General features: G+C 73.4%; 21 protein-coding genes. 6 read left to right on the top strand and 15 right to left on the bottom strand.

Features of this window, described 5'->3' with window-relative positions:
• Window positions 1–91: 91 nt before the first annotated feature.
• The 6 genes from ACWC9T_RS23575 to ACWC9T_RS23550 all read right to left on the bottom strand — a co-directional run bounded on the left by ACWC9T_RS23575 (window position 92) and on the right by ACWC9T_RS23550 (window position 5,082).
• Complete coding sequence (locus tag ACWC9T_RS23575) at window positions 92–1,234, bottom strand: alpha/beta hydrolase (protein ID WP_449823025.1); 1,143 nt, start codon at window positions 1,232–1,234, stop codon at window positions 92–94.
• 390 nt (window positions 1,235–1,624) lie between these two features.
• Complete coding sequence (locus tag ACWC9T_RS23570; protein ID WP_449823024.1) at window positions 1,625–2,284, bottom strand: Pr6Pr family membrane protein; 660 nt, start codon at window positions 2,282–2,284, stop codon at window positions 1,625–1,627.
• A gap of 47 nt (window positions 2,285–2,331) precedes the next feature.
• A complete protein-coding gene (locus ACWC9T_RS23565) occupies window positions 2,332–3,348 on the bottom strand; it encodes a phosphotriesterase family protein (protein WP_449823023.1) in 1,017 nt (338 codons plus the stop codon).
• Window positions 3,345–3,848, bottom strand: coding sequence for a carboxymuconolactone decarboxylase family protein (locus ACWC9T_RS23560; protein ID WP_449823022.1), 504 nt, complete (start codon window positions 3,846–3,848; stop codon window positions 3,345–3,347). The genes ACWC9T_RS23565 and ACWC9T_RS23560 overlap by 4 nt, the downstream gene beginning before the upstream one ends.
• A 17-nt stretch (window positions 3,849–3,865) precedes the next feature.
• Window positions 3,866–4,441, bottom strand: coding sequence for a DUF4865 family protein (locus tag ACWC9T_RS23555; protein ID WP_449823021.1), 576 nt, complete (start codon window positions 4,439–4,441; stop codon window positions 3,866–3,868).
• A gap of 74 nt (window positions 4,442–4,515) precedes the next feature.
• Entirely contained in the window at window positions 4,516–5,082 is a 567-nt protein-coding gene (locus ACWC9T_RS23550; RefSeq protein WP_449823020.1) for a TetR/AcrR family transcriptional regulator, read from the bottom strand.
• Window positions 5,083–5,448: 366 nt separating this feature from the next.
• On the opposite strand from ACWC9T_RS23550, the gene ACWC9T_RS23545 reads away from it, so the two are divergent.
• A complete protein-coding gene (locus tag ACWC9T_RS23545; RefSeq protein WP_449823019.1) occupies window positions 5,449–6,441 on the top strand; it encodes an aldo/keto reductase in 993 nt (330 codons plus the stop codon).
• A 102-nt stretch (window positions 6,442–6,543) separates the two neighbouring features.
• Here the strand turns inward: ACWC9T_RS23545 and ACWC9T_RS23540 are convergent, their stop codons facing one another.
• From ACWC9T_RS23540 to ACWC9T_RS23520, 5 genes are all read right to left on the bottom strand, one after another.
• Window positions 6,544–7,227, bottom strand: a complete 684-nt coding sequence (locus ACWC9T_RS23540; protein WP_449823018.1) for a winged helix-turn-helix domain-containing protein — start codon at window positions 7,225–7,227, stop codon at window positions 6,544–6,546.
• A gap of 909 nt (window positions 7,228–8,136) precedes the next feature.
• Window positions 8,137–8,775: a GTP-binding protein gene (locus tag ACWC9T_RS23535; RefSeq protein ID WP_449823017.1), complete on the bottom strand. Its 639-nt coding sequence runs from the start codon at window positions 8,773–8,775 to the stop codon at window positions 8,137–8,139.
• Entirely contained in the window at window positions 8,765–9,292 is a 528-nt protein-coding gene (locus ACWC9T_RS23530; protein WP_449823016.1) for a DUF742 domain-containing protein, read from the bottom strand. Before ACWC9T_RS23530 ends, ACWC9T_RS23535 begins: the two co-directional genes overlap by 11 nt.
• 8 nt (window positions 9,293–9,300) lie before the next feature.
• Window positions 9,301–9,720, bottom strand: a complete 420-nt coding sequence (locus ACWC9T_RS23525; protein ID WP_393024371.1) for a roadblock/LC7 domain-containing protein — start codon at window positions 9,718–9,720, stop codon at window positions 9,301–9,303.
• On the bottom strand, window positions 9,717–12,686 hold the full coding sequence (locus tag ACWC9T_RS23520; RefSeq protein WP_449823015.1) for a nitrate- and nitrite sensing domain-containing protein: 2,970 nt from the start codon (window positions 12,684–12,686) through the stop codon (window positions 9,717–9,719). Before ACWC9T_RS23520 ends, ACWC9T_RS23525 begins: the two co-directional genes overlap by 4 nt.
• A gap of 570 nt (window positions 12,687–13,256) precedes the next feature.
• Here ACWC9T_RS23520 and ACWC9T_RS23515 point away from each other — a divergent pair.
• From ACWC9T_RS23515 to ACWC9T_RS23505, 3 genes are all read left to right on the top strand, one after another.
• A complete protein-coding gene (locus tag ACWC9T_RS23515) occupies window positions 13,257–15,083 on the top strand; it encodes an AMP-dependent synthetase/ligase (protein WP_449823014.1) in 1,827 nt (608 codons plus the stop codon).
• 26 nt (window positions 15,084–15,109) lie between these two features.
• Window positions 15,110–15,388, top strand: a complete 279-nt coding sequence (locus ACWC9T_RS23510) for a hypothetical protein (protein ID WP_449823013.1) — start codon at window positions 15,110–15,112, stop codon at window positions 15,386–15,388.
• A 359-nt stretch (window positions 15,389–15,747) separates the two neighbouring features.
• The gene (locus ACWC9T_RS23505) at window positions 15,748–16,656 is read left to right on the top strand and encodes a nitroreductase/quinone reductase family protein (RefSeq protein ID WP_449823012.1); all 909 of its coding nucleotides are present in this window, start codon (window positions 15,748–15,750) and stop codon (window positions 16,654–16,656) included.
• Window positions 16,657–16,749: 93 nt separating this feature from the next.
• Here ACWC9T_RS23505 and ACWC9T_RS23500 read toward each other — a convergent pair whose 3' ends face one another.
• From ACWC9T_RS23500 to ACWC9T_RS23485, 4 genes are all read right to left on the bottom strand, one after another.
• Entirely contained in the window at window positions 16,750–17,547 is a 798-nt protein-coding gene (locus tag ACWC9T_RS23500) for an SGNH/GDSL hydrolase family protein (RefSeq protein ID WP_449823011.1), read from the bottom strand.
• A gap of 155 nt (window positions 17,548–17,702) precedes the next feature.
• Window positions 17,703–18,500 (bottom strand): SGNH/GDSL hydrolase family protein, encoded by a 798-nt coding sequence (locus tag ACWC9T_RS23495; protein WP_449823010.1) that lies wholly within the window; start codon window positions 18,498–18,500, stop codon window positions 17,703–17,705.
• A 375-nt stretch (window positions 18,501–18,875) separates the two neighbouring features.
• Complete coding sequence (locus ACWC9T_RS23490; protein ID WP_449823009.1) at window positions 18,876–19,514, bottom strand: hypothetical protein; 639 nt, start codon at window positions 19,512–19,514, stop codon at window positions 18,876–18,878.
• A gap of 191 nt (window positions 19,515–19,705) precedes the next feature.
• Window positions 19,706–20,866: a hypothetical protein gene (locus ACWC9T_RS23485; protein ID WP_449823008.1), complete on the bottom strand. Its 1,161-nt coding sequence runs from the start codon at window positions 20,864–20,866 to the stop codon at window positions 19,706–19,708.
• Between the two features lie 467 nt (window positions 20,867–21,333).
• On the opposite strand from ACWC9T_RS23485, the gene ACWC9T_RS23480 reads away from it, so the two are divergent.
• Both ACWC9T_RS23480 and ACWC9T_RS23475 read left to right on the top strand, forming a co-directional pair.
• The gene (locus tag ACWC9T_RS23480; RefSeq protein ID WP_449823007.1) at window positions 21,334–22,503 is read left to right on the top strand and encodes an exonuclease SbcCD subunit D; all 1,170 of its coding nucleotides are present in this window, start codon (window positions 21,334–21,336) and stop codon (window positions 22,501–22,503) included.
• Window positions 22,500–24,721: AAA family ATPase (locus ACWC9T_RS23475; RefSeq protein WP_449823006.1), on the top strand; the 2,222-nt coding region annotated here is incomplete at its 3' end. The genes ACWC9T_RS23480 and ACWC9T_RS23475, both read left to right, overlap by 4 nt.

Genomic DNA, 24,721 nt, shown 5'->3' with positions numbered 1-24,721 from the left:
CGTGAACTGAACCCCCGGGGCCGTGGCTCCGGGGGTTCAGTTCTGTCTCAGGTTCTTCGGGTCGTCGGGTCTGCCCGGCCCGGTGCGGGCGTCAGACGGTCTGGTTCGGCACCTTGAGGTGGTCGGACAGCCATTCCAGCGAGGAGGGCAGCAGCGCGCTCCAGGTCTCGAAGTTGTGGCCGCCCTTCTCCAGCATGCTGTAGGAGACCTTCATCGGGCTCTGCGCCGCGTCGATGAAGGCCTCGGTGTCCTGCTTGTAGTTGCCGTCGCCCTTCTTGGTGCCGGCCAGCAGCACGGAGATCTTCGGCTGGGGCAGGTTCTTCAGGCGCCACATCAGGTTGGCCTCGTCACGGCGCCGCTTGCTGCCGCCGAAGAGGTCGCCGGTGGTCGGGTCGTCGGCGGCGTCGTAGTACGCGGACAGGGCGACGGCGGTCGGGAAGACGTCCGGGTGGCGCATGGCCAGCTTGAGCGCGCAGTAGCCGCCGGTGGAGTTGCCCATGAAGGCCCAGGCCTGCGGGTCGGTGGAGACCCGGAAGCTGGCCTGGATCGCCGAGGGGACGTCCTTGGCGAAGTAGGTGTCGGACTGGGCGCCGCCCGGGATGTCCTCGCACTCGGTGTCCTGCGGCAGGGCGGGCGAGGGGCGCATCAGGACCATGACGGTCGGCTGCATCCTGCCCTCCTGCAGCAGCTTGAGCGCGGCACCCGGGTAGTTGAAGCGGGTGATCAGGTTCTCGGCGATCCCGGGGAAACCGGTGCTGACGATCACGGCCGGGAACTGCTTCTGCGCATATTCGGGCCGGAAGTACTGGGGCGGCAGGTAGACGTAGCCCTCGGTGGACAGCCGGCTGACCTTGCCGTCGATCCGGACCTTGCGGATCTCACCGGACCGGCTGGGCTCTCGGCCCAACGCTCCCCCGCCCTGGACCGAGGCGTGGCCGATGGTCTCGACCATGAGGCGGCCGGAGGCGTCCGCCTTGTTGTGGATCACCACCGGGCCGGTGCTGCCGGTGCCCAGCAGGTCGTCCCAACTGCTGTAGAAGGCGAAGTAGTTGTTCGCCACCAGACCGAGTGCGGCGAGCACTGTGAGCTGGGTGGCGAGCAGCGTGCCTATCCGGCCGAGCACCGCCTGCCAGGTCTTCTTGGCGAGTCTGGGCCACAGCCAGACCGTGCTGGCCGTCATCACGACGGCGATCACTACGACCAGCGCCAACACCTTGTGGCTCGTCAGACCCATGTCCTACTTGCTCCCACACCTCGAACTCCCCGCCCCCTCCGCTCAGGACATCCGAGGAGGTCACCCCGGTTCCCCCGCCGGGGCGCGCGATCACCAACCCTAGCGGGAGCTGGGAGAAAGCTGATGATCGGCCGAGGGTCGGCCCGCCCGTACTCCCCGCCGGCCCGCTCCCAGAACCCAGCCCCCGGCACCGGCACCGAGCTGCGCATCGACGGCGGCACCCACGTCGCGCGTGCTCGGGCCGGTCGGTCCAGCGGTTTCGCCATCAGCAGTTCGCGGGTGACCCCGTCGGCGAGCAGTTCGCCGGGCACCGCGAGTACGGCGAGGCGCAGCGTGCTGGCGCCGGTGGCCCGGGCCCAGCCCTCGACCTCCTCGGCCGACCGAGCGGCGTCAGCCGGTTCCGGCCTGGGCGTGCCGTCCGTTCGGCACCGCGCCCTGCCGGGCGTCGCGGCGGGCGGCGAGGGCGTTGCCCACCGCGGCGACGGCGGCGCCGACCAGCAGGAAGGCCACCGTTATCAGGAAGCACGCCCCCGCGACCCGGCGGTAGCCGCCGTGCCGGGCGGGGTCGAGGAAGGGGTACGGGTACCAGTCGACGGCGTGGCCGCGGGTCAGTGCGTACGCCAGGTAGACCAGCGGGAACGCCATCCAGCTGAACACCACCGCCGGGCGGATGCGCTGGGCGGGCGGGTCGATCAACCAGTCGGCGAGCACGACCAGCGGCATCGCGCGGTGGACCACGTCCGCCACCCACGGGATCACCAGCAGGTCCGGGTAGTTCGCCAGCGTCGTGCCGTAGACCAGACCGGTGACCGCCAGGTAGAGCACCACCGCCCCGCGCACCTCGTCCGGCACGGGCCGGCGCCCGGTCAGCCCGGCCCAGCCGCTGTAGCCCAGGACGGCCATCCCGGCGAGGTTGCTGAGGTTGGTGAAGTAGCTGAAGTAGTTCACGATCCCCGTCGCGTCGGTCGCCGCGTGGTAGCCGGCGAAGCAGAGCGCGACGGCGAGGAAGAGCGCGACGGCGAGCCGGGCGGGTGCGAGCCACGAGTGCATCGTCGGGCCGCCTCTCTGGGGCGTGGTCCGGCAGGGGCTACTCGGATTCAAACCCCGGCGGGCGCACTCGGCCACAGGAACGGGCACGGCGGGGACGCGCTCAGGGGGGTGCGCCAGTCGACGGCCAGGGCGACGGCCGGGTTGGCGACCAGCAGCCGCTCGGGCAGCTCGGGCCCGTGGCTGCGGGCCAGCCGCGGGGCGAGGTCGGTGAGCAGCCGGGCGGGGCCGCCGACCTCGCGGGCCGTGCGGGTGGTGGTGTCGGCACCGAGCAGCAGCCGGTCGGCGTGGCCTGCCTCGACCAGGTCGGCGATCACGTCGAAGGCCTGGAGGTCGGCGGGGTGACCGATCCGGGAGGGGCTGTCCAGGGCGAGGAAGACGCCCTCGGCGGCGAGGCCGCGGTGCACGGTCCGGTCGGTGAAGCGGGTGAGGTGACCGAGGATGATCCGGTCGGGGCGGACTCCGTGCCCGCCGTGGAGCCGGCGCAGGACGCCGTACGGGTCGCCGTCGGGTTCCAGGTGGACGGCGATCGGGGCGCCGGTGGCGTGGTGCGCCTCGGCGGCCGCGGCCGTGGTCCAGCGGGCGTGCCGGGTGCTGGGGCCCGCGTCGTCGGCGATCTTGATCAGGCCGGCGCGGACGCCCTCGGGCGCGCCGGGGAGTCCGGCGGTGAGCTCGGTGACGAAGCGCTCGGCTAGGTCGGCGTACGGGGCGGGGCGTTCGGACACCTGGTCGCCGAGGGTCGGGAAGCGGCCGCGGGCGTAGTGGGCCGTCTGGTGCGCGCCGGTGGCGGCGACGACATGGACGCCGGTCGTGCGGGACAACTCGGCGAGGGAGTCCGCGCCGCGGCCCAGGCCCCACGGGGTCCACTGGACGAGGGTGCGGCCGCCGGCGGCGGCATAGGCGCGCAGGACGTCCTCGGCGGCGGCCGGGTCGTCCAGCTCCTGGCCGGGGAAGCGGGGACTGCGGATGAAGAGGTGGTCGTGGGAGTCGGTGACGCCCAGCTCGGCGGGGGCGAGGTCGCCCAGGACGGTCCGTACCGTGCGGGCGGCGGTGGGCGTGGTGGTCATGCGCGGGCCTCGGCCGGGGCGTCGGATCGGGCTTCGGCTTCGGCCTGGTTGTCGGCGGCCGCGAAGGTGGCGGTGGCGACGCGGAGGCCGGCCAGGGCCCTGGGGACGCCGACGTAGGGCGCGAGGTGGACCAGGACCTCGGTGATCTCCCCCCTCGTCATCCCGATCCGCAGGCTGTTGCGCACGTGGTCGGCGAGCTGGGGCTCGACCCCGCCGAGAGCGGTGAGCGCGGCCAGGTTGGCGATCTGGCGGTCGCGCAGGGCGAGGCCGGGGCGCTGGTAGGTACCCCCGAAGAGGCTGGTGACGATCCAGTCGGGGAAGCCGGGGGCGAGGCCGTCCAGACCGCCCAGGGTCGCGGCGGCGACCGGGCCGGCCAGGTCGGCGAGCAGGGCGTAGCCGGCTTCGCGGTCGAGCGTGGCGGGCGTGAGGTCGGCGGGGGTCATGGCGGGGGCCTGGGTGGCGGTCGTCGCGGTCGCGGGCATCGCGGTGGTGGTGGGCATCGCGGTGGTGGGTCCTTTCACCAGTGGCGGCCGGACGGCAGCCGGTCGAGTTCGGGGCGGGACAGGTGCAGCACCCGGTAGCGGGTGCCGGGCTCGTCCTCGGGGGCCGGGCCGTGCCAGAGGGCGAACCGCAGCAGCTCCCAGCGGCTCGGGTCCACGGCAACGGCGGCCGTGTGCAGGGCGGGGTGCGTGGGGAGTTCGGCGAGTGCCCGCTCGACGGCCTCGGCGGGGTCGGCGGTCTCCGGGAGCCGTACGGTCGCCCGGGTGGCGCTGGTCGGGGCCTCGGCCCGGGAGCCCTCGGCGAGTCCGGCGCCGAGCCAGTGCCGGACCGCGGGGCGGCCGAAGTCGTTGCTCAGGCCGCGGAAGCCCGGGCCCCAGAGGAAGCTGTTCATGCCCTCGGCGGTGTGCCAGAGGTAGAACGGCGCGTACTGGTTGACCGGCGAGCCGTCCTGGCCGCGCTCGCGGACCAGGTAGGCCTTGAGGCCGAGGCCCGGGTAGGCGTCGAGCAGGTGACCCTTGTCGGCGACGCGTTTGCGGATGATGCCCATGTCGTAGTCGGCGGGGAGGGTGATCTCGTACTGCATGGCGTGCACGGCGGGACTCCTCGTCCTGGTCTTCGGGTGGACTTCGGGCTGTTCGGGCTCCAGTCCGTCGTGGCCGTCCGGCTTCAGGCCCGGCGGTGGGCGGCGAGCAGGCCGAGTGCGCCGCGCACGGCCGTTTCGAAGGGCTCGGCGCTGTTCGAGGCTCGGGCCAGTACGTAACCGCCCTGGACGACGGCGACCACGGCGGCGGCGGTGTCCGCCGGGTCCAGGCCGGGGGCGAACTCGCCGCTCGTCCGGCCCTCGGCGACCAGGTCGGCGATCCGGCCGCGCAGCCAGTCGAAGGTCTCCTCGACCGGGGCGCGCAGCTGCGGGTCGGCGACGACGTCCGGGTCCTGGGCCATCCGGCCGATCCGACAGCCGCGCAGCACCTCGCGGTCGCGGTGGAGGTAGGCGGCGATGCGGTCGTAGGCGGTGCCGGGGGCGCCGAGGTCGGCCTCGACGATGCCGCGCATCTGCTCGGCACTGCGGCGCAGGGCGGCGGCGGCGAGGTCGGGCTTGCCGGTGAAGTGGTGGTACATGCTGCCCTGGCCGACCCCGGAGCGCTGCTGGATGGCCTTGGGGCTGGTGCCGACGTAGCCGCGCTCCCAGAGGAGGGCCTGGGTGCTCTCGATGAGGCGGTCCTGAGTGCTCATGTGGATCACTGTACATACCAGTAGGTACAGAGCGCCAGAAGTTTTCCTGCTCGAAGGTTCAGGCCGCCGGAATGGTTGAGGGCCGTGCGCCGCCCCCCGGCGGCCACGGCCCCTCGACCGTTCGTCATCCCCCGTGCCGCCAAAGGACATTCCGCCGCGGCTGGTGGCGCGCGTCACGTCACGCACGGCGGCAGGCGTCACGCCGGGCGAGGGATGTGCGGCGCACTGCGCGGGCAGACGGGCGCGCACGGCGGTTCGGGCTTGCCGGCCCGGCTCCCGTCACCCAAGGTCGGCACGGCGGACCGCAGTTCACGGCGGGGCGGGCCAAGGCTTGATCCGCCACTGACGGCTGGCAAGATGTCCGGCATGACCTACCTCGCCTCGGATGACCGCTATGCCTCGATGACCTACCGGAAGGCCGGCCGCAGCGGCGTTCAGCTGCCCGCCGTCTCACTCGGACTCTGGCACAACTTCGGCGACGCCCAACCGCTGGAGGTGCAGCGGGCCGTGCTGCGCCGGGCCTTCGACCGGGGCGTCACGCACTTCGACCTGGCGAACAACTACGGCCCGCCGTACGGCAGCGCGGAGCGCAACTTCGGCTACCTGTTCGCGCAGGACTTCCGGCCGTACCGCGACGAGATGTTCATCGCGACCAAAGCCGGCTGGGACATGTGGCCCGGCCCGTACGGCAACGGCGGCAGCCGCAAGTACCTGCTGGCCAGCCTGGACCAGTCGCTGGGGCGGATGGGGCTGGACTACGTCGACGTCTTCTACTCGCACCGCTACGATCCGGACACCCCGACCGAGGAGACGATGGGGGCGCTGGACAGCGCGGTCCGCTCGGGCAAGGCACTGTACGCGGCGATATCCAACTACCCGGCGGAGCAGCACCGGGAGGCGGTGGCGATCCTGCGCGAGCTGGGGACGCCGGTGCTGATGAGCCAGTCGGCGTACTCGATCCTCGACCGGTACGTGGAGGAGGGGGGCGTGCTGGACGCCGTGGGCGACACCCAGACCAGCCTGATCGCCTACTCCCCGCTTGCCCAGGGGCTGTTGACGGACCGCTACCTCTCCGGCGAGGTGCCGGCCGGTTCCCGGATGTCGGTCGGGAAGTTCCTGACCGAGGAGACGCTGACCGGGGCCAAGCTGGCGCAGCTGCGGGCGCTGGACAAGGTCGCCGAGAGGCGCGGGCAGACGCTGGCGCAGCTGGCGCTGTGCTGGGTGCTGCGGGACCCGCGGGTGGTCTCGGTGATCATCGGGGCGAGCAGCGTGGCCCAGCTGGACCAGAACCTCGACGCGCTGGCGGGCGGACCCCTGACGGCGGATGAGCTGGCGGAGATCGACCGACTGAGCCGCTGAGCCGGACGACGAACAGTCGACGGCTGACAGACTTCGAAGTCTGTCAGCCGTCGACTGTCAGCTGTCATCCGTCCCTCGTCGCGGTACCGGCGTCGGCTCCGGTCAGCCGGCCGGGACGTACTTGTAGCCGACCCGACGAACCGTCACGATCGTTTCCCGGTAGGCGGTTCCGAGCTTGCGGCGCAGCCGGGCGACGTGCACGTCGACGGTTCGCCCGTCCCCGACGTGGCCGTAGCCCCAGATCGCCGAGACCAGGTGGTCCCGGGTGTGCACTCGCTGCGGGTGCTCGGTGAGGTGGGCCAGCAGCTCGAACTCCAGGTAGGTGAGGTCGAGCAGCCGCCCGTCGACGTAGGCGTTGCGCCGCTCGGTGTCGACGGTGATCCCGCGCCCGGCCGGGCGGACCGGGCGTCCGGCAGCTGAGACGCCGCCCGAGACGGCGGGACCGGAAGCCCCCGAGGGCGGAGCCGCCGGACTCTCGGCCGGGACCAGCACCAGGTACCCGACCATCGGGTGGCCCGTCGCACCACCGGACTGCGGGCCGTACTGGGCGACCAGCCCCTGCGGCAGCACGCCCTGCGGCAGGGCGGCGACGACGGTCGCCCCCTCCGGCAGCGCGGCCAGCAGCGAGGCCGGCACCGGCGGGACGACCGCCCCGGGCTGCGGCCTGGCGGCCGGGGCGGCCGAGGGGACAGCGGCGACGGAGGGGACGGAGGGATCCGAGCGGACCGCGCGCAGGTGCGGGGTCGCGGTGGGCAGGGACAGGATGGCGGTGGAGGAGGAAGACATGGTGTGCCGCTCATTTCGCGCGTGACGGACGGGGTGGAGTCGTCTGCGCGTCGACCGGGCGCACTGCCGTTGCTGGACCGGGCCGAACCGGTGTCAGCGGGCGGAGAGCCGGGACGCGCTGGGCGAGCCCGGACACGTCTGATCGAACAGGTGCGGCTGCCGAGACGGCCAGAACGGCTCGAGGTCGAGCCGACCCTGTCGGCTGTCCGCGGCGCGGCGCGCGCGCCCGTTACACCGCCCGGTCCGCGGACCCGCGCACATCGCGGGAGCCGCCCCGGTCGGACGGGTACGGCCGACGACGCCGGGGGCAGGGCTGGGGCAGACGATGTTCAATGGTGGTTTCTCCGCGAGGCGGGGCCGGCTGGTCGGCTGCGGGCACGCCGGGAGGGCGGTCCGCTACGGCCTGGTCGACGGGGGTCGGCGGTGCGCCGGGCGGCGCCGGATGGGCCGGAACTGCCGGGGGACGTACCGGGGCGGGGTGAGGCCGTCAGCGACAACAGGCGCTGCAGGTCAGCGCGTGGTCGATGTAGCGGCGGACGGTGAGCACCGGCATGACGGGGCCGGGCTTGGCGGCGATGCGTCGCTGACTGACGGTCATCCCTGGCGCCCTCCCCTTCGTTCTGCGTGACGACGCCCCGCTGCCGGTGCGCGCCGACGGTGCCACGTCGGATCGTCGAAGGCCCGTCACCGGTCGTCAACAACCGTGCGAACGGGACGTTTCCGGCCCTCCCGACGGCATGGCCGGCGCGGCCTTCGTCCACAGAGCCTTCCACGCCCGAGCCGGTCTGGGCAACCTTCACCGCACCGAACGTCCGGGATGTGGACGAGGGAATGAGACGCCGGGTGGATGAAGGGCCCTGACCAGCGGTATCCGGCGGACGGTCAGGCCCGGGCCCTCAGGCGCGAATGTCAGGCCCGGGCGGGGGCCCGGTGGCGGAGGGCGGCGGCGTGCTCGACCAGGGCGACCAGGAGTTCCTTGCTGTCCTCCCGCAGCCGCGCGTCGCACAGCAGCACCGGGATCCCCGGGTCGAGGTCGAGCGCGTCCCGGACCTCCTCCGGGGCGAACCGCTCGGTGCCCTCGAAGCAGTTGACCGCGACCACGAACGGGATGCCGCGCTGCTCGAAGAAGTCGACCGAGGGGAAGCAGTCGGCCAGCCGCCGGGTGTCCGCGATCACCACGGCGCCGAGCGCGCCGCGCGCCAACTCGTCCCAGACGAACCAGAACCGGTCCTGCCCGGGGGTGCCGAACAGGTAGAGCGCGAGGCCGGGCCGCAGGTCGATCCGGCCGAAGTCCATGGCCACCGTGGTGGTGCGCTTCGCCTCGACGCCCGAGGTGTCGTCCACGGGACGGCCCAGCTCGCTGAGTTCCTCCTCGGTGCGCAGCGGCCGGATCTCGCTGACCGCGCCGACCAGCGTGGTCTTGCCCGCGCCGAACCCGCCCGCGACCAGGATCTTCACCGCGACGGCCGGACCGCCGCGCCAGCTCGGGTCGTTGTCGTTCCCGCGACGCTGCGGAGACGGGCTCGCAGGGGTGTGGTCAGAGCGCACGGAGTCCATTGATCACGTCTCGCAGCAGGCGCTCGTCCGGCAGCTCGGCGAGCGGAACGGGTCGGGTGACGCTGATCAGGTCGGCGTCGTAGAGGTCGCCGAGCAGGACGCGCACGACGCTGACCGGCAGGTCGGTGTAGGAGCCGAGCTCGGCGACGGACAGCGGCTCGTGGCGGCACCAGGCCAGCAGGGTCTGGTGCTCCGGGTCGAGGACGTGCGCGGGCACGGCCCCCGCGTCCGGCCCGGGGTCCTTGGCGGTGACCAGCGAGATCAGGTCGAACAGGCCCTCCTCGACCGGCCGGGTACGGCCCCGGGTCATCGAGTAGAGCCGCACCACCGGGCCGGCCTCGTCGTCGAACCAGCGGTCGTCGACCGGGGTGCGCGGCTGGAACAGGTCGACCTCGGGTTCGTCCGTGGTCGCCTGCTCCTCGCCGGTGGCCTCGGCCGAGTCCACCGGCACCTGGGGGCCGTCGAGCGCCTCGGGGCGCTCCGGCCCGTCCGCCTTCGGATCCGCCATCGGACCGCTCAGCTCCTCGGCGCGGCGGCTTCGGTGCGCGGCTCGGCGGCCATGTGCTCGCCGACCCGCTTGACCAGCAGGGCCATCTCGTAGGCGATCTGGCCGATGTCCGCCTCGGCCTCGCTCAGCACGGCCAGGCAGCTGCCGTCGCCGGCGGCCGTGATGAACAGGAAGGCCTCGTCCAGCTCGACCATGGTCTGCCGGACCCCGCCGACCTTGAAATGCCCGCCGGTGCCCTTGGCCAGGCTGTGGAACCCTGCCGCGACGGCGGCGAGGTGCTCGGCGTCCTCGCGGTCGAGGTCGCGGGAGGCACCGGTGGCCAGCCCGTCGCTGGAGAGGATCACCGCGTGCCGCAGGGCCGCGACGCGTCCCACCAGGTCGTCCAGGAGCCAGTTGAGGTCGCCGGACGGCTGCGTCGAAGTGGTCATGAATCAGTTCCTTCCGCTGGGGCGGGTGGTGCAGGTGATGCGGGTGATGCCGGTACTGCGGGCGCTTCAACTGCTTCGGGTGCTGCAAGTGTCACTGGTTGTACGGGCGGGACGGGCGCCGGGTTCCGCCGCACCGGCTGCCCGGCCGGGACACGGCGGGCGAGCGGGGCCCGGCCGGCGTCCTCGGGGGCGGGCGCGGGCAGCGCCGCCGGGGCGGGAGCCGGGCTGATCGCCCGCCGGGACAGGTCCGGCGGCTGCCAGGCGGGTACGGCCGTGGGCCGGGTGCCTGACGTGCCGGAACGATCCTGCAGGATGCGGTCCGGGGCAGTGCGGCTCTGGGCGGCGCGGTCCCGGGCGGCACGGTCGGTCGGACCGGTGGCACCGCGCCCGCGGGTGAAGCCGCGCTGGAACGAGGCGAAGGTGGCCCGGGCCTCCTCGGGCGAGCGCTCCCGGGCTTCCCGGAGCTCCCGGACCTCACCCGACTGGCCCGCCGACCCGGCCTCCCGGGCGGCGCGGCCCTCGGACCCGTTCTCACCCCGGAGCCGCTCCTTCGCCTGCTCCTTGAGTTGCGGCGCGAGGTTCGCCTGCCTGACCCGCCGGGGCAGACCGCCCTGGGTCCGGAGCGCGGCGTCCAACGGCACGGCATCCACCGGCGCGGCGTCCACGGGAACAACGGTCACGGGCGCGTCGGCCACCGGCGTGTCAGCAGCCGCCTCGTCCCGCCGGTGCCGCCCCGTTCCCGGAGCGCCCTCGACGTCCGACGCGGGTGCGGGCACCAGCACCGGTCCGCCCTTGGTCCGCGCCGCCCGGCGCGGCAGCCCGTTGGCCGTACGCCCCACCTCGGGCGCGGACGGGCGCGGCCCACCGGTCACCCGGTGGCGGCCGCCCGTACCCGCCGAGGACGTCGCGGCGGACGCCGACGCGGACGCCGAGGCCGAGACCGAGGCCGTGTCCGGCACCGCGACCAGGTCGCGCTGCCCGCGCCGCCCCGCCGCCCGCTTCGCCGGACGGCCGGACGCAACGCCCGAAGCGCCCGCAGCCCCGGAGGTCGGCGGCTCCGGCAGCCCGTCCGGCGCCTCCGCCAGCAGCTCGCGCGGGATCAGCACCACCGCCGTGGTCCCCCCGTACGGGGAGGGCCGCAGGTGCACCCGGATGCCGTGCCGCCGGGCGAGCCGGCTGACCACGAACAGTCCCAGCCGGTCGGTGTCGGCAAGGTCGAACTCCTGCTCCACGGCGAGGCGTTCGTTGATCTCGGCGAGCAACTGCTCGCTCAGCCCGAGGCCGCGGTCGTCGATCTCCAGCGCGAAGCCGTGCGCCACTACCTCACCCTGGACGGTGACTTGGGTGCTCGGCGGGGAGAACACCGCGGCGTTCTCGACGAGTTCGGCGACCAGGTGGGTCACGTCGGCGACCGCGCTGCCGAGCAGGCCGGTACCGGGGAACGGCCGGACGGCCACCCGGGCGTAGTCCTCGACCTCGCCGACCGCCGCGCGGACCACATCCACCATCCGGACCGGCTTGCGCCAAGCGCGCCCGGGCGAGCCGCCGGCGAGGATGATCAGGCCCTCGGCGTGCCGGCGCATACGGGTGGTGAGGTGGTCGACCTTGAAGAGGTCCGCCAGCTCCGCCGGGTCCTCGGTGCGGCGCTCCATGGTGTCGAGCAGGGTGAGCTGCCGGTGCAGCAGCACCTGGCTGCGCCGGGCCAGGTTGACGAACACCGCCGAGACGCCGCGCCGCAGCGCGGCCTGTTCCACGGCGGCCTCGACGGCGGCCCGCTGGACCGCGTTGATGGCCTGGCCGACCTGCCCGATCTCGGCCTGGCCGAAGTGCAGTTCGGGCGCCTCGACGGCCACGTCGACCGGCTCGCCGCGACGCAACCGCAGCATGACGGAGGGCAGCCGGGTGGTGGCCAGCTCGTTGGCCGCGTTGCGCAGGCCGATCAGCTCGCGGGCCAGGCCCCGGCCGATCCGGAAGGAGATCAAGATGGTCAGGACGACGGCGACCAGACCGACCGCGCCGGCGATGCCGCCGCTCCAGAGCGCCGCGATCGCGGTGGACCGCCCGCGCTCGTCCAGTCCGGCGGCGATCCGGGAGTTGATCGAGGAGAGGTCGCCGAGCGAACGGTCGGCGGTCTCCCGCCAGTCGTCGCCGTTGAGTGCCTGCACGACCCGGTCCGGGCCGCCGGCGCCGACGAAGTCCGCCTCGGCCCGGGCCAGCGCGCCCCAAGCCTCGCCGCCACGCAGGGCGATGTAGTCGGCCTGGTCGGCGGGTTCGAGTTCGGCGATGTAGACGGTGAACAGCGCCTGCTGGTTGTGCAGGGCGTCCAGCGCGACCTGGTACTGCTCGGCGGTGGGCTTGGTGGCGCTGGTGCGCAGGCCCTCCATGGCCGCATCCTCCTGCGAGAGGTACTCGCGGGCGCGCACCAGCTCGATCAGGATGGTTCCCTGCCGCGGGAGTTGGCCGCTCTGGCGCGCCACGTAGGCGGACCGGAAGCCGAACACCGGCCGGACCAGGTCGCTGTACTGCCCGAGCGCGAACTCCCAGTTGAGCGCAAGCCGGCCGACCTGGGCGCGCAGCGGGGTGATCTGGTCGGCGGCCGCGAGGATCTGCACCAGGCGGGCCCGCTGGGCGGCGGAGAGCTCGCCGCCGGCGCTGTCCTTGCGCTGCCGCAGCGCGGCGAGACTGCGGTCGGTGGCGGCCTTGGCGTGCTCGAAGGCGTCCCGGGCGACCGGTGAGTTCGGGTCGGCCAGCCGCTGGACGGCGGCCCGCCGCTCGTCCTGCAGGTCGCTCGCGTACTGGTCGACCGTGGCACCGTACTCCTTGTACGCACGGCTGATCGCCAACTGGTTCCAGACGTCCCCGGTGGTGGCGAGCGTCGCGTACACCCACAGGGCGGCGAGCGCGACGATGGGCACCAGGAGCAGCGCGATGATCTTCGCGCGGATCGAGCTGCTGCGCAGACGCATGGGGTCCTCGGTCGGGAAGTGCCAGGCGCGGACGGGGAGCGGAGGAAGCGGTGTGAGCTGTGCGGAGGGTTCGACGGACTTGGGCGAGTTCGGCAGGCGTGGACAGGGCGACTCGGACGGACTTTGCGGAGGTATGGGGAGGAAGCTGCGGAGGGCTCCGGGCCTCAGGTCTGCGAGACTCTACTACGCCGTGACCGCACGTTCGAGGGTCGAACCACTCCACCCCCCACCTTGCCCAGGACACGTCAGGAACCGCCCGCAATCACGGCCGCTTCGCCCCCGCCCGATGACCGGAACCGGCCCGGATCACGCCCGGATCGTCCACCGGCGACCCGAATGCCCAGGTCACGCGGCGCGCGCACCAACTCCTCAACTCCTCCCCTTCGCCTCCCCAATCGAGTCACCATCCAAGCGGACCCGTGCCGATCTCGTCGGGTCACCGTCACAACCCTGGGCAGTGACAGGACGATCCGATAGTTTCGCTCCACCCGCGCGACCGGGCGCCGCCACCCCGACGCCCGTCCGCCGGGACCGGCAGACAGCGCCGCGAGACGCGAACTGGGGAGGACTGTGCGCGAGTTCACCACCCCCGCCCCGCCCGGGCGCGAGGCCACCGGAGGACTCGCCGACTCCCTGTACGACACCGCCGAACGTACTCCCGAGCTGGTCCAGCTGTCCCGGCGGACCGGCGACGGGCGGTGGCAGGACGTCACCGCCCGCGAGTTCCGCGACCAGGTGCTCGCCCTCGCCAAGGGCCTGCTGACCCGCGGCGTGCGCTACGGCGACCGGGTCGCCCTGATGTCCCGCACCTGCTACGAGTGGACGCTGTTCGACTACGCACTCTGGTCGATCGGTGCGATCACCGTCCCGGTCTACCCCACCGCCGCGCCCGAACAGGTGCGCTGGATCCTCGCCGAGACCCAGGCAGTGGCCTGTCTGGTCGAGGACGAGGACGCGGCGATGACCGTCGGCGCGGTCTGCGATGCCCTGCCCGACCTGACCGGCATCTGGCAGCTGGACCGCGACTGCGTCGCCGCGATCACCGAGGACGGCCGGGACGTGCCCGACGCGCTGGTGCACCGCCAGCGGCTCGGCGTCGCGGCCGCCAACATCGCCACCGTCGTCTACACCTCGGGCACCACCGGCCGCCCCAAGGGCTGCCTGATCACCCACGGCAACCTGGCCGCCGAGGCCGACGCGCTGCTCGACGGCTGGGGCGAGGTCTTCCGCGACACCGGCGGCGGTCAGCCCGCCACCCTGCTGTTCCTGCCGCTCGCGCACGTCTACGGGCGGGCCGTGCAGATCGCGGCGGTCCGCGGCGGCTTCCGGATCGGCCACATCCCCGAGGTCTCCACCGACGCGCTACTACCCGCACTGGAGACCTTCCGGCCCACCTTCCTGCACGTCGTGCCGTACGTCTTCGAGAAGATCTTCCAGCAGGCCAGGCGCGCCGCCGAGGAGGCCGGACGCGGCGAACTCTTCGAGCAGGCCCGGCAGGTGGCGGTCGACTGGGCAGCCGCCCGGGAGCAGAAGGCCTTCGGCCGCGGCCCCAGCCCGGGCGCGGCACTGCGGCTGCGCCACCTCGCCTACGAGCGGACCGTCTACCCCAAGCTGCGCGCCGTGCTCGGCGGCCGGGTGCGCAGCGTGATGTGCGGCGGATCCTCGCTGCGACGCGAGTTGGGGCTGTTCTTCACCGGCGTCGGGCTCCAGCTGTACGAGGGCTACGGGCTGACCGAGACCACCGCCGCGATCACCGCCAACCCGGCCGGACGGCAGAAGCTCGGCACGGTCGGGCAGCCCGTGCCGGGCGCGTCGGTGGCGATCGCCGACGACGGCGAGGTGTGGGTGCGCGGCGACTCGGTCTTCGGCGGCTACCTCAACCACCCGCAGTGCACGGCGGAATCACTGGTCGACGGCTGGTTCGCCACCGGCGACCTGGGTCGGCTGGACGAGGACGGCTACCTCACCATCACCGGCCGCAAGAAGGACCTGATCGTCACCAGCAGCGGCAAGAACCTCGCCCCGGTGGCGCTGGAGGAGCGGGTAGAGGCGCATCCGTTGGTCTCCCAGTGCCTGGTGGTGGGAGACGACCGCCCGTACGTGACCGCACTGATCACGCTCGACCCGGCCGCGCTGGCGCACTGGTTGAAGACCCGCGGGCGGGAGCAGCTGGACCCGTGGGCGGTGCTCGCGGACGATCAGCTGCACGTCGAGATCCAGCGCGCGGTGGCGGCGGCGAACGCGGCCGTGTCACGGGCCGAGTCGATCCGCGCGTTCCGGCTGCTGCCACGGGAGTTCAGCCAGGAGCAGGGGTTGCTGACGCCCTCGCTCAAGCTGCGGCGGGCGGCGATCGCGGAGTACTACGCGGAGGACATCGAGGAGTTGTACCTCTCCTGAACTATGGATGCTGCGAGATCGCTGACGTGACGTCTCGTCCTCCATGGCACAGCGTCCTTGGCGGTACGGTTCACCGGCCGTTCGCTGCCACCGCGCACTCGGGCAGTTCGGCGCTCACCGTCACCCCGGCGAACGCCGACTTCAGCTGGGGCATCTCCAACATCCGGCACCCGGGCCTGCTGCCGCCGGGCGACGTGGTGCTGATGCACTGGACCGACACCCTCGCCACCGATCTGCCGCGCGCCCTCGCCGCCGCCGACGCCGCCGGAGTCAAGCCGGCGGGGCTGGTGGACCCCCTGCACTGACACAGCGTCCGGCCGACTGACCGACAGATGACGCATGACGGATGACGAATTTCATCATCTGAAATCTGTCAGCTGTCATCCGTTCGCCGTCATCCGCCCCTTCGGACGGTGATCTTGTTCGTTGACAGGGCGTCCGCGGCGCGGCTCTAATGGGGGCGTGCAGCGCGGAGTCGGCCACAGAGCGGTGGGCCGGTCGGCAGCCGAGCCAGCACCCTATGCACAGGGGGACGATGCGCGATGAGTACTTTCTCCGCTGCCCTGATCTGACCTTGGCGGCCACCGCGGTGTCCGCCCGTTTTCGCTGGTACCGCGTGTGGCCGCGACTTCCCCGCGTTCTCCGGAGACTTCACCACACACATATGCCCAATTCATCCTCCACGTCGGTCAATTCCTTCAATCTGAATGTCATCGACGAGTTCCGCGCCAACGGCGGCCGGGTCGGCGGCCCGTTCGAGGGCGGCGATCTGCTTCTGCTGACCACCACGGGGGCCCGCACCGGACGCCCGCACACCGTCCCGCTCGGGTACGTCCGGTCCGAGGGCCTGGTGCTGGTGGTCGCCTCCGCGGCCGGGGCACCGGAACACCCTCAGTGGTACCGCAACCTGCTGGCTCACCCGGTGGTCCGGGTCGAGCTCGGCACCGAGGCCTTCGAGGCGATCGCCGCACCCGCCCAAGGCGCCCGCCGGGAGCGGCTGTTCGCCGCCGTCGTCCGGAAGGCACCCGGGTACGGCGACTACCAGGCGCACACCGCGCGAGAGTTGCCGGTGATCGCTCTGGAGCGACCGGAGGCGCCGGTCGACACACCCCGCGAGGTGAACAGCCTCGCCGACAAACTGCTGGAGGCGCACACCTGGTTGCGAGCGCAGCTGCGTCACATCCGACAGGAGGCGCAGACCCACTCCCCCGGCCGTCCGGCCGGGATCGGTCTGCAGCTGCGACAGCACTGCCTGGCGTTCTGCCAGGGGCTGACGCACCGCCACACCGGCGAGGACGCCGCAATCTTCCCGGCGCTCGCCCGCAGCCACCCGGAGCTGGCCGGGGTGCTGGAGCGACTCGGCGAGCAGCACCGGGCGATCGGGCGGATCAAGCAGGAGCTGGTGACGCTGCTGGCCGGGATCGCGGTCGCCGAACCCGAGCGGCTCCGGGCCGAACTGGACCGGATGTCGGCCGAGTTGGAGGCTCACCTCGACTGCGAGGAGGCCGAACTGCTGCGGACCCTTGCCGGAATCCCCTTGCCGCCGGTCCGGCCCGCCCCGTCCGGCGGCTGAAACGGCGGTGCCGCCGCCCTCTCCCGAGCCGTGGGAGGGGACGGCGGCACCGCCGTCGCGTCACGCACCTGACGGCGCGCTGGAGCCGGGGCCTCAGGACTGGCTGAAGACCGGCAGGTAGCCGTTGGCCTGGCCGTCCGAGTTCGGGTGGTAGCTCTCGTCGATCGGCAGGGTGGTGCTGTGCAGCCAGGTGTCCAGAGACCCGCAGATCTCGTGCCCGGAGAAGATGTCGCGCACGTCACCGAAGGTGAAGCCCGCGTTGGCGACCTGCTTGGCGATGACGCCGTCCAGCGTGTCCGCGGCCTCGTTGATGGCGGCGCGCTTGGTGTCACTGATGCCGAAGATGCAGGAACCGTCGATCTGGTACAGGTGCGGGTAGCCCATCACTACGACGTGGGCGTTCGGCGCCTTGGCCTGGATCGCGGAGTACACCTGGTCCAGCTGGCCGGGCAGGGTGTTGAGGGCGTAGTTCTCGGCGGTGCTGACGGCGTTGAGGCAGTCGCCGTCGCTTCCCAGCACACAGGTCTGCATGGTGCTGGAGAACCCGGCGTCGTTGCCGCCGACCGTGAGGCTCACCAGCGTGGTGCTGGAGTCCAGGGCCGAGATCTGGCTGTTGAGGATGTCACCGGTTCTCGCGCCCGAACAGGCGACGAAGGAGAAGGAGGACGGCGCGTTCGCGTTCGTCCAGAGGTAGGCGTAGGCGTTGGTGCTGCGCTTGCAGCTACCGCTGTCGCTCAGGTAGCTGCCGGCACCGACGCCGGCTGAGTAGGAGTCCCCGAGCGCCACGTAGTTGACACCGGCCGCGTTGGCGGAGGACGCCGTGAAGAGCGTCGTCAGCGTGAGGAGAGCGGCTATCGCAGAGACGGACAGAGCACGAGCAGGGCGGAGCATTGCACCTCCTGGTATGACGTGGGTCACAGAATGGATACCAAGCAGTAGCCAGCCGCGTAAGCTTTCAGGCCAAGGATGTTGACGGCCAGTCCGACCGTGCGGAGATGAACTGTCCTACACGGATGGTTACCTGGTGGAGCGTCACCGCGTTGACCTCAGGAGCGACCGAAGACCGGGAGATAGCCGCTGGCCTGGCCGGCCGAGTTCGGGTGGTAGCTCTCGTCGATCGGGAGGGTGGTGCTGTGCAGCCAGGTGCTCAGCGAGCCGCAGATCTCGTGGTCGGTGAAGACGCTCCGGACGTCACCGAAGGTGAAGCCCGCGTTGGCGACCCGCTTGGCGATGACGCCGTCCAAGGTGTCGGCGGCGCCGTTGATGGCGGCGCGCTTGGTGTCACCGATGCCGAAGACGCAGGAACCGCCCACCTTGTACAGGTGCGGGTAGCCCATCACCACGACGTGGGCGTTCGGCGCCTTGGCGTGGATCGCGGAGTACACCCGGTCCAGCTGGCCGGGCAGGGTGTTGAGGGCGTAGCCCTTGGCCGTGTTCACGGCGTTCAGGCAGTCGCTGTCGCTTCCCAGCACACAGGTCTCCATGGTGTCGGCGAAGCCCGCGTCATTGCCGCCGACCGAGAGGCTGACCAGCGTGGTGCCGGAACTCAGGGCGGAGATCTGACTGTTGAGCACGTCGCCGGTTCTCGCACCGGAGCAGGCCACGAAGCTGAAGGAGGACGGCTTGTGCGCGTTCTTCCACAGGTACGCGTAGGCGTTGGCGCTGCGCTTGCAGCTACCGCTGTCCCCCAGGTAGCTGCCGGCACCGACACCGGCGGAGTAGGAGTCCCCGAGGGCGACATAGTTCACGCCGGCCGCGTTGGCCGATGACGCGGCGAAGAGCGTCGCCATGGAGAGGAGAGCCGCTATCGCGGCAACGGACAGAGCACGAGCAGGGCGGAGCATGGCACCTCCTGGTATGACGTGGGTCACAGGAAGGGATACCAGGCGGTAGCCAAACGCGGAAGCGCTCATGCCAAGGACATTGACGGTGAGTCTGATAGCGCACAAGTGAACCGCCCCAGACGGAGCGTGAGTTCACGCTGGTGGGCGCCGGTGTACGTCGACGCGCGTCGGTCATCGCGTGTAGATGAGAAAATCGGGGGGAAGTCAGCTCAGCGTCAACAGCCGGTCAGCGCACGGCTGCCGCCGCGTCAGTTCGTCGCTCCACCCGAAGGGCTGGTTCAGCGCCCCACCCGAGAGGCTGGTTCAGCTCGCCACCCGAGGGCCCGGGCCGGTTCCCCGTCGAAGGCTCGGCTCAGCTCCCCGCCCGGGGCCCGGTCAGCTTCCTGCCGACCGGCCGCGCCCGGCGTACACCGACCCGCCGGAGACCGTGCAGCCCTCGACCGGCAGCTCCTCGATCGTCTCGTTCGCGGCGGCTGGCACCCCGAGCCACTGGACGGCCGTGGCGACCGCCGCCCGGGCCTGGCGCAGCCCGGGCGCGCCCCAGCCCAGCAGCTCGACCGCGAGCCCCGGCGCGACCAGCAGCCGCCGGTAGTGCCGACCCGACGCGGGGTCGGCCGCACTCGGACCGACTGCCCGCAGTGCCGCCGCCATCCGGACCCGCGCGCACTCGTGTCCGCCGTTCGCCGAACCCACCCGGTCGTAGAGGTAGCCGAGGTAGTACGGCCGACCGATCACGGCTTGGGCCTCCTCGCCCGCCTCCCGGGCCAGGGCCGCGGCCGGGTCCCCGTCGTCCTCCGGCTCCAGCGAGCCGCCGGGCAGCGAACAGATCCCGTCCCGCGGGTTCACCAGGGTCAGCACCCGCCCGTCCGGGGCGAACAGCCAGCCCCAGGACTGCTTCACCGGCAACCCGTCCGGCACCTGCTCGCCCGGACGCCACGGCCAGCCCGCCGAAGGACGCCGTCGTACCTTCCCGAGCAGCTCGGCGACCTCCGCCGTGAACTCGATCCGGCCCATGCCGTGCGTCCCCCCTCTCGGTGTCGGGCTCGCCGGACCTGCGGAAACACGGTTCGGAGCGGAGCGGCCGGAGCGGCGGCGTGGGGTACCGGGCGCTCCTGCTGTTGATCTTCTCCGATCTTCCCCGAACAGGCGGTCGATGAACAGTCCCCAGCGCCGCTTGGTGGATGCGGAGACCGCGAACGCGCTGATCACCCCAGCGGCCCGCCCCCGCCCCCGGCCTCCGGGAAGCCCGGCAGCGGGAACCCCGGCCGCGGGACCACCCCGGGCGGGAAGGGCACCCCCCGCGCCGCGTCGTCGGCCAGCTCGTCGAACACCTCGTGGGCGGTCATCGGCCGCAGCCGCCCACCGGCGAGGGCCCAGCCACGCACCAGTGGCCCGGACGGCCGGTCGGCCGCCGACCCACCCGGCGCGTCGCCCGGCGAGTCAGCCGGCGAGTCGACCGGAGGCCCGCTCGACGGATCGCCGTGCAGCAGCAGCGCCCCCTCGCCGCCCGAGGCCACGCCCGCCGCGAGCGTGACGCAGAAGGCCTCCGTGTCCCGTCCGGCGGGGTGCAGGCGCCCCGCCTCCACGCAGACGTCCACCGCCGAGGTGAGGTCCTCACCGTCCTCCGGACCGTGGCACCGCAGCGTCAGCAGGTGGCAGCCCTCCCCCGCGCCCTCGGCCAGCGCCAGGTAGACCGAGGTCACGTACCGCATCACCGCCGCCATCCGCCGCTGCCCGGCCGGGTCGTCGCCGACCGCGTCCAGCAGCGCCGCGCAGGCGACGGACATCCGCACCCGCGCCCGGTGGTCGTCCATCAGCACCGGCAGCAGCTCGGCCAACCGCTCCCCCGCGTAGACGAACGGCTCCCCGGCCAGCTCCGGATCGCCCGCGTACGCGACCCGCGCGGCGGACGCCCGGGGGTCGAGCCCGAGCGCCGCGCAGTAGTCCTCGAAGTCACCCGCCTCCAGGACGCGCAGGTGCACCTCCAGCCCCTGCCCGTACAGGCCCCTCAGCTGCTCCTCCGCCCGCCGTAGGTACTCCTGGTGCCCGAGCGCACCGAACAGCCCGTACTTCGCCAGCCCGGCGAAGTCGGCGGCCTCCGCGGCCAGCGCGACCGCCACCGGCTGCGGCGGCGCACCCCGGGCCCGGCCGCCACGCCGCCCGCGGGCCCCGGCCCCACCGGCCCGCCCGCCCGGCGGCCGCCCACCTCCCGGCGGCGCCGACCCACCGGGACCGCCGGTCGGCACCCCGCCGACCCCGGCCCCGGGCCGCGGCCCGCCGAACACCAGCACCCGCCGCCCCCGCGGCGGCCCGCCGCGCACCACCGCGGTGCCCAACACCTCGTACACCGGCTCCCGCACAGTCATGGGTTTCCTCCCGCTCGCCCTCTCAGCACCGGCCAGCACCGGACAGCGCCGGACCGCACCGGCCACTCCGACTCCCGGAGTCGCCGACGCCACGGAACATACACAGAGCCACTGACAATCGACCCCGAGTAATCGAACAGGCCAGGGTTGTCCGGGAGTACGGTCGCGCATCGAACGGTCCTGGCGATTTCGCGCCGGAAGTTCGGCCATTGCCGATCAGTCACGCCCTCCTGCGACCGCGAACGACTCGATCCTGGGACCGCTGCCAGTGGGCAGGTCGCATCAGCGATCGCGGACCGCCCACCCCACCAGCCCGCCGAACTCCCGGAGGTTCCGGGTCTGCGGCTCGATCTCGGGCGCGGGCGGCGGGACCACCTGCCTCGGTTGGTGGTGACGAGCGGCCCTGAGGGGCCCGTGACACCTGAGCCCGGCGGGACTGTCAGTGCCGGGCGCTATGGTCGGGGACCATGCGACTCCTGCATACCTCCGACTGGCATCTCGGGCGCTCGTTCCACCGGGAGAGCCTGCACGACGCCCAGCGCGCCTTCCTGGACCACCTGGTGGCAGTGGTGCGGTCCGAGGGCATCGACGCCGTGCTGGTCGCCGGGGACGTGTACGACCGGGCGCTGCCGGGCCTGGAGGCGGTCGCGCTGTTCGACGACGTGCTGCACCGGCTGGCGGGCCTCGGGGTGCCGACGGTGTTCATCAGCGGGAACCACGACTCGGCCCGCCGCCTCGGGGTCGGCGCCGGGCTGATCGGGCGGGCCGGGATCCACCTGCGGACCGATCCGGGCGAGTGCGCCGAACCCGTACTGCTGGCGGACGAGCACGGGCCGGTGGCGGTGTACGGGCTGCCGTACCTGGAGCCGACGCTGGTGCGCGAGCGGTTCGGGCTGGCCAGGGGCGGGCATGCGGCGGTGCTCGGCGCGGCGATGGACCAGGTCCGGGCCGATCTGGCGGCGCGCCCGGAGGGGACCAGGGCCGTGGTGCTGGCCCACGCCTTCGTCACCGGCGGCGCGCCGAGCGACAGCGAGCGGGACATCGCGGTCGGCGGGGTCGCCTCCGTGCCGGCCTCGGTGTTCGACGGGGTGCACTACGCCGCGCTCGGCCACCTGCACGGCTGCCAGACCCTCGCCCCGCACCTGCGCTACAGCGGCTCCCCGCTCGCCTACTCCTTCTCCGAGGCGAGCCAGCGCAAGACCATGTGGCTGGTCGACCTCGCGGCCGACGGCTCGGTGGCCGCCGAGCGGATCGACTGCCCGCAGCCCCGCCCGCTCGCCACCCTGCGCGACACGCTCGACGCGCTGCTCACCGACGAGAGGTACACCGAGCACGAGCGGTCCTGGGTGCAGGCCACGCTCACCGACGCGGCCCGCCCGAGCGAGCCGATGGAGAAGCTGCGCCGCCGCTTCCCGAACACCCTCCAGCTGCTGTTCGACCCCGAGGAGAGCGAGGCCGGGCCGTCCGAGTCGTACGCGGCCAGGGTCAGCGGCCGGGACGACCTGGAGATCGCCGAGGGCTTCCTGCGGCACGTCCGCCCCGGCACCGAGCCGGAGCCGGACGAGCTCTGCTGGCTGCGCGAGGGCTTCGAGCGCGTCCGGCAGACCACCGACCGGAAGGCGGACCTGCCCCGATGAGGCTGCACGGGCTCACCGTCACCGCCTTCGGCCCGTTCGCGGGCAGCGAGACGGTGGACTTCGACGCGCTCGCCGCCGGCGGTCTGTTCCTGCTGCGCGGTGCGACCGGCGCGGGCAAGAGCAGCGTGCTGGACGCGGTCTGCTTCGCCCTCTACGGCGAGACGCCGAACGCCCGCCGGGCCAACCGGCTGCGCAGCGACCACGCCGACCCGAAACAGCTGACCCAGGTGCAGCTGGAGCTGACGCTCGGCGGGCGGCGGCTGCAGATCACCCGGCTGCCCGAGCAGCGCCGGCCGAAGAAGGTCGGCACCGGCACCACGGTCGAGCGGCCGCAGACCCTACTGCGCGAGTGGACGGCCGACGCGGGCGACGGCGCGCCCGGCTGGCGGCCACTCAGCAAGTCGCACCAGGAGGCCGGGGAGGAGATCCACCGGCTGATCGGCATGAGCCGGGAGCAGTTCTGCCAGGTGGTGCTGCTGCCGCAGGGTGACTTCGCCCGATTCCTCAAGGCCGACTCGGAGGAGCGCGGCAAGCTGCTGCGACGGCTGTTCGACACCGAGCGGTACGGGCTGGTCGAGTCCTGGCTCGCCGATCAGCGGCGCGCCCAGGAGGCCGCCGTCCAGGCCGGTCGGCGCCGCCTGCGCGACCTCGCCAGCAAGGCCGAGCAGGCGGCCGGGCCCGACGCCGAGCCCGCCGAGGGCTGGGTGCCGGCCGAGGACGGCGACGCCGGCCTGATCGCCGGGGTGCTCGGCTGGGCGGCGGTGCTGCGCAGCGGCGCGGCCGAGCGGCTCACCGTCGCCGAGGCCGCACTCGCGGGCGCGGAGGCTGCGCAGCGGGCGGCCCAGCACGGCCGGGAGGCCGCCGAGGAGTTGGCCGGGCGGCAGCGTCGGCACCGGGAGGCACTGGTCGAGGCCGAGCGGCTGGCCGGGTTCGAACCCGCCGCGGCGCGGGACCGGCAGCGGCTGGCGGCCGCGCAGGAGGCCGTCGGGGTGGAGCCAGCGCTGCGGCTGCGGGACAGCGCGGCCGAGGCACTCGGGCGCGCGCGGGAGGCGGAGCAGCGGCACCGGGAGTCGCTGGCCCGCTCCGGCCCCGAGGGCCGCAGGCTGGCCGGAGCCGGAATCGGGGCCGAAGTCGAAGCCGCGACCGACGCCGAGGCCGGCGCCGCCGAGTTGGCCGAGGCCGAGCTGCGGCTGCGGGCCGAGGTGGTCCGGCTGGAGGCGGCCCGGGCGGAGGAGCGGCGCTGCGCCGAACTCGCCCGTGAGCAGCGCGCCTTGGCTCAGGAGCGGAGCGCCGCCGAGGAGCTGGCCGAGGAGGCCGAGGACTGGCTGGCCGAATTCGACGGCGAGCTGGGCCGGTTGGAGGAGCGGCAGTCCCGGGCCCAGGCGGCGAGTGCCCGGATCGAGCAACTGGATGGTCAGCGCACCGAGTTGGCCGGCCGACTGGGCGCGGCCCGGGAGCGCGACGGCCTGCGGGCCGAGATCACGGACGCCGAGCCCCGGGTCGTCGAGCTGCGCACCGCCGCGCTGAACGCCCGCGAGCACAGCCTGGACCTGCGGGACCGCCGGCTGGCCGGGATGGCCGCCGAGCTGGCCGAGCAGCTGCGGGTGGGCGAGGCCTGCCGGGTCTGCGGCTCGCCCGAGCACCCGGCGCCCGCCGAGGCCGCCGCCGGCAGCCGGGTGAGCGCCGAGGACGAGGAGCGGTCCCGGCGGGTCCAGGCCGCCGCCGAGCAGGCCTGGACGGCGGCCGACCAGGCCCTGACCGCGCTGCGGGTGCGCGAGGCGACCGCCGCCGGGGCGGCCGGGCCGGACGGTACGGACGTGCTCGCGCAGTCCCTGGCCGGGCTGGAGTGCGAGCACCGCGAGGCGCTGCTCGAGGCGGAGACGCTCGGCCGGGTCGAGCAGGAGATCGACCGGCTGGCCCAGGACCGCGCCCGCCGCCTGGACGAGCTGCACGAGGCCAAGGAGCGCGCCGCCGTCCTCACCGACCGTCTGCAGGCGCTGGACGCCGAGCAGCGGGAGCTGACCGCCAAGGTGGCGGCCGCCCGGGGCGAGGCGTCCTCCGTCGCCGACCGGGCTGCGGCTCTCACCCGGCTCGCCGAGGAGGTGGCCGCCGCTTCCGCCGCCGCCCGGGCCTGCGCGCAGGCCCGGGCGCGACTCGGCGAGGCCGAGGAGGAGCTCGGCCAGGCCGCCGCGGCGGCGGGCTTCCCGGATGCCGCGGC

Source organism: Kitasatospora sp. NPDC001159, from assembly GCF_053598235.1.
Note: the sequence above shows the minus strand (reverse complement) of the source record. Positions and strands in the feature narration are given on the sequence as shown.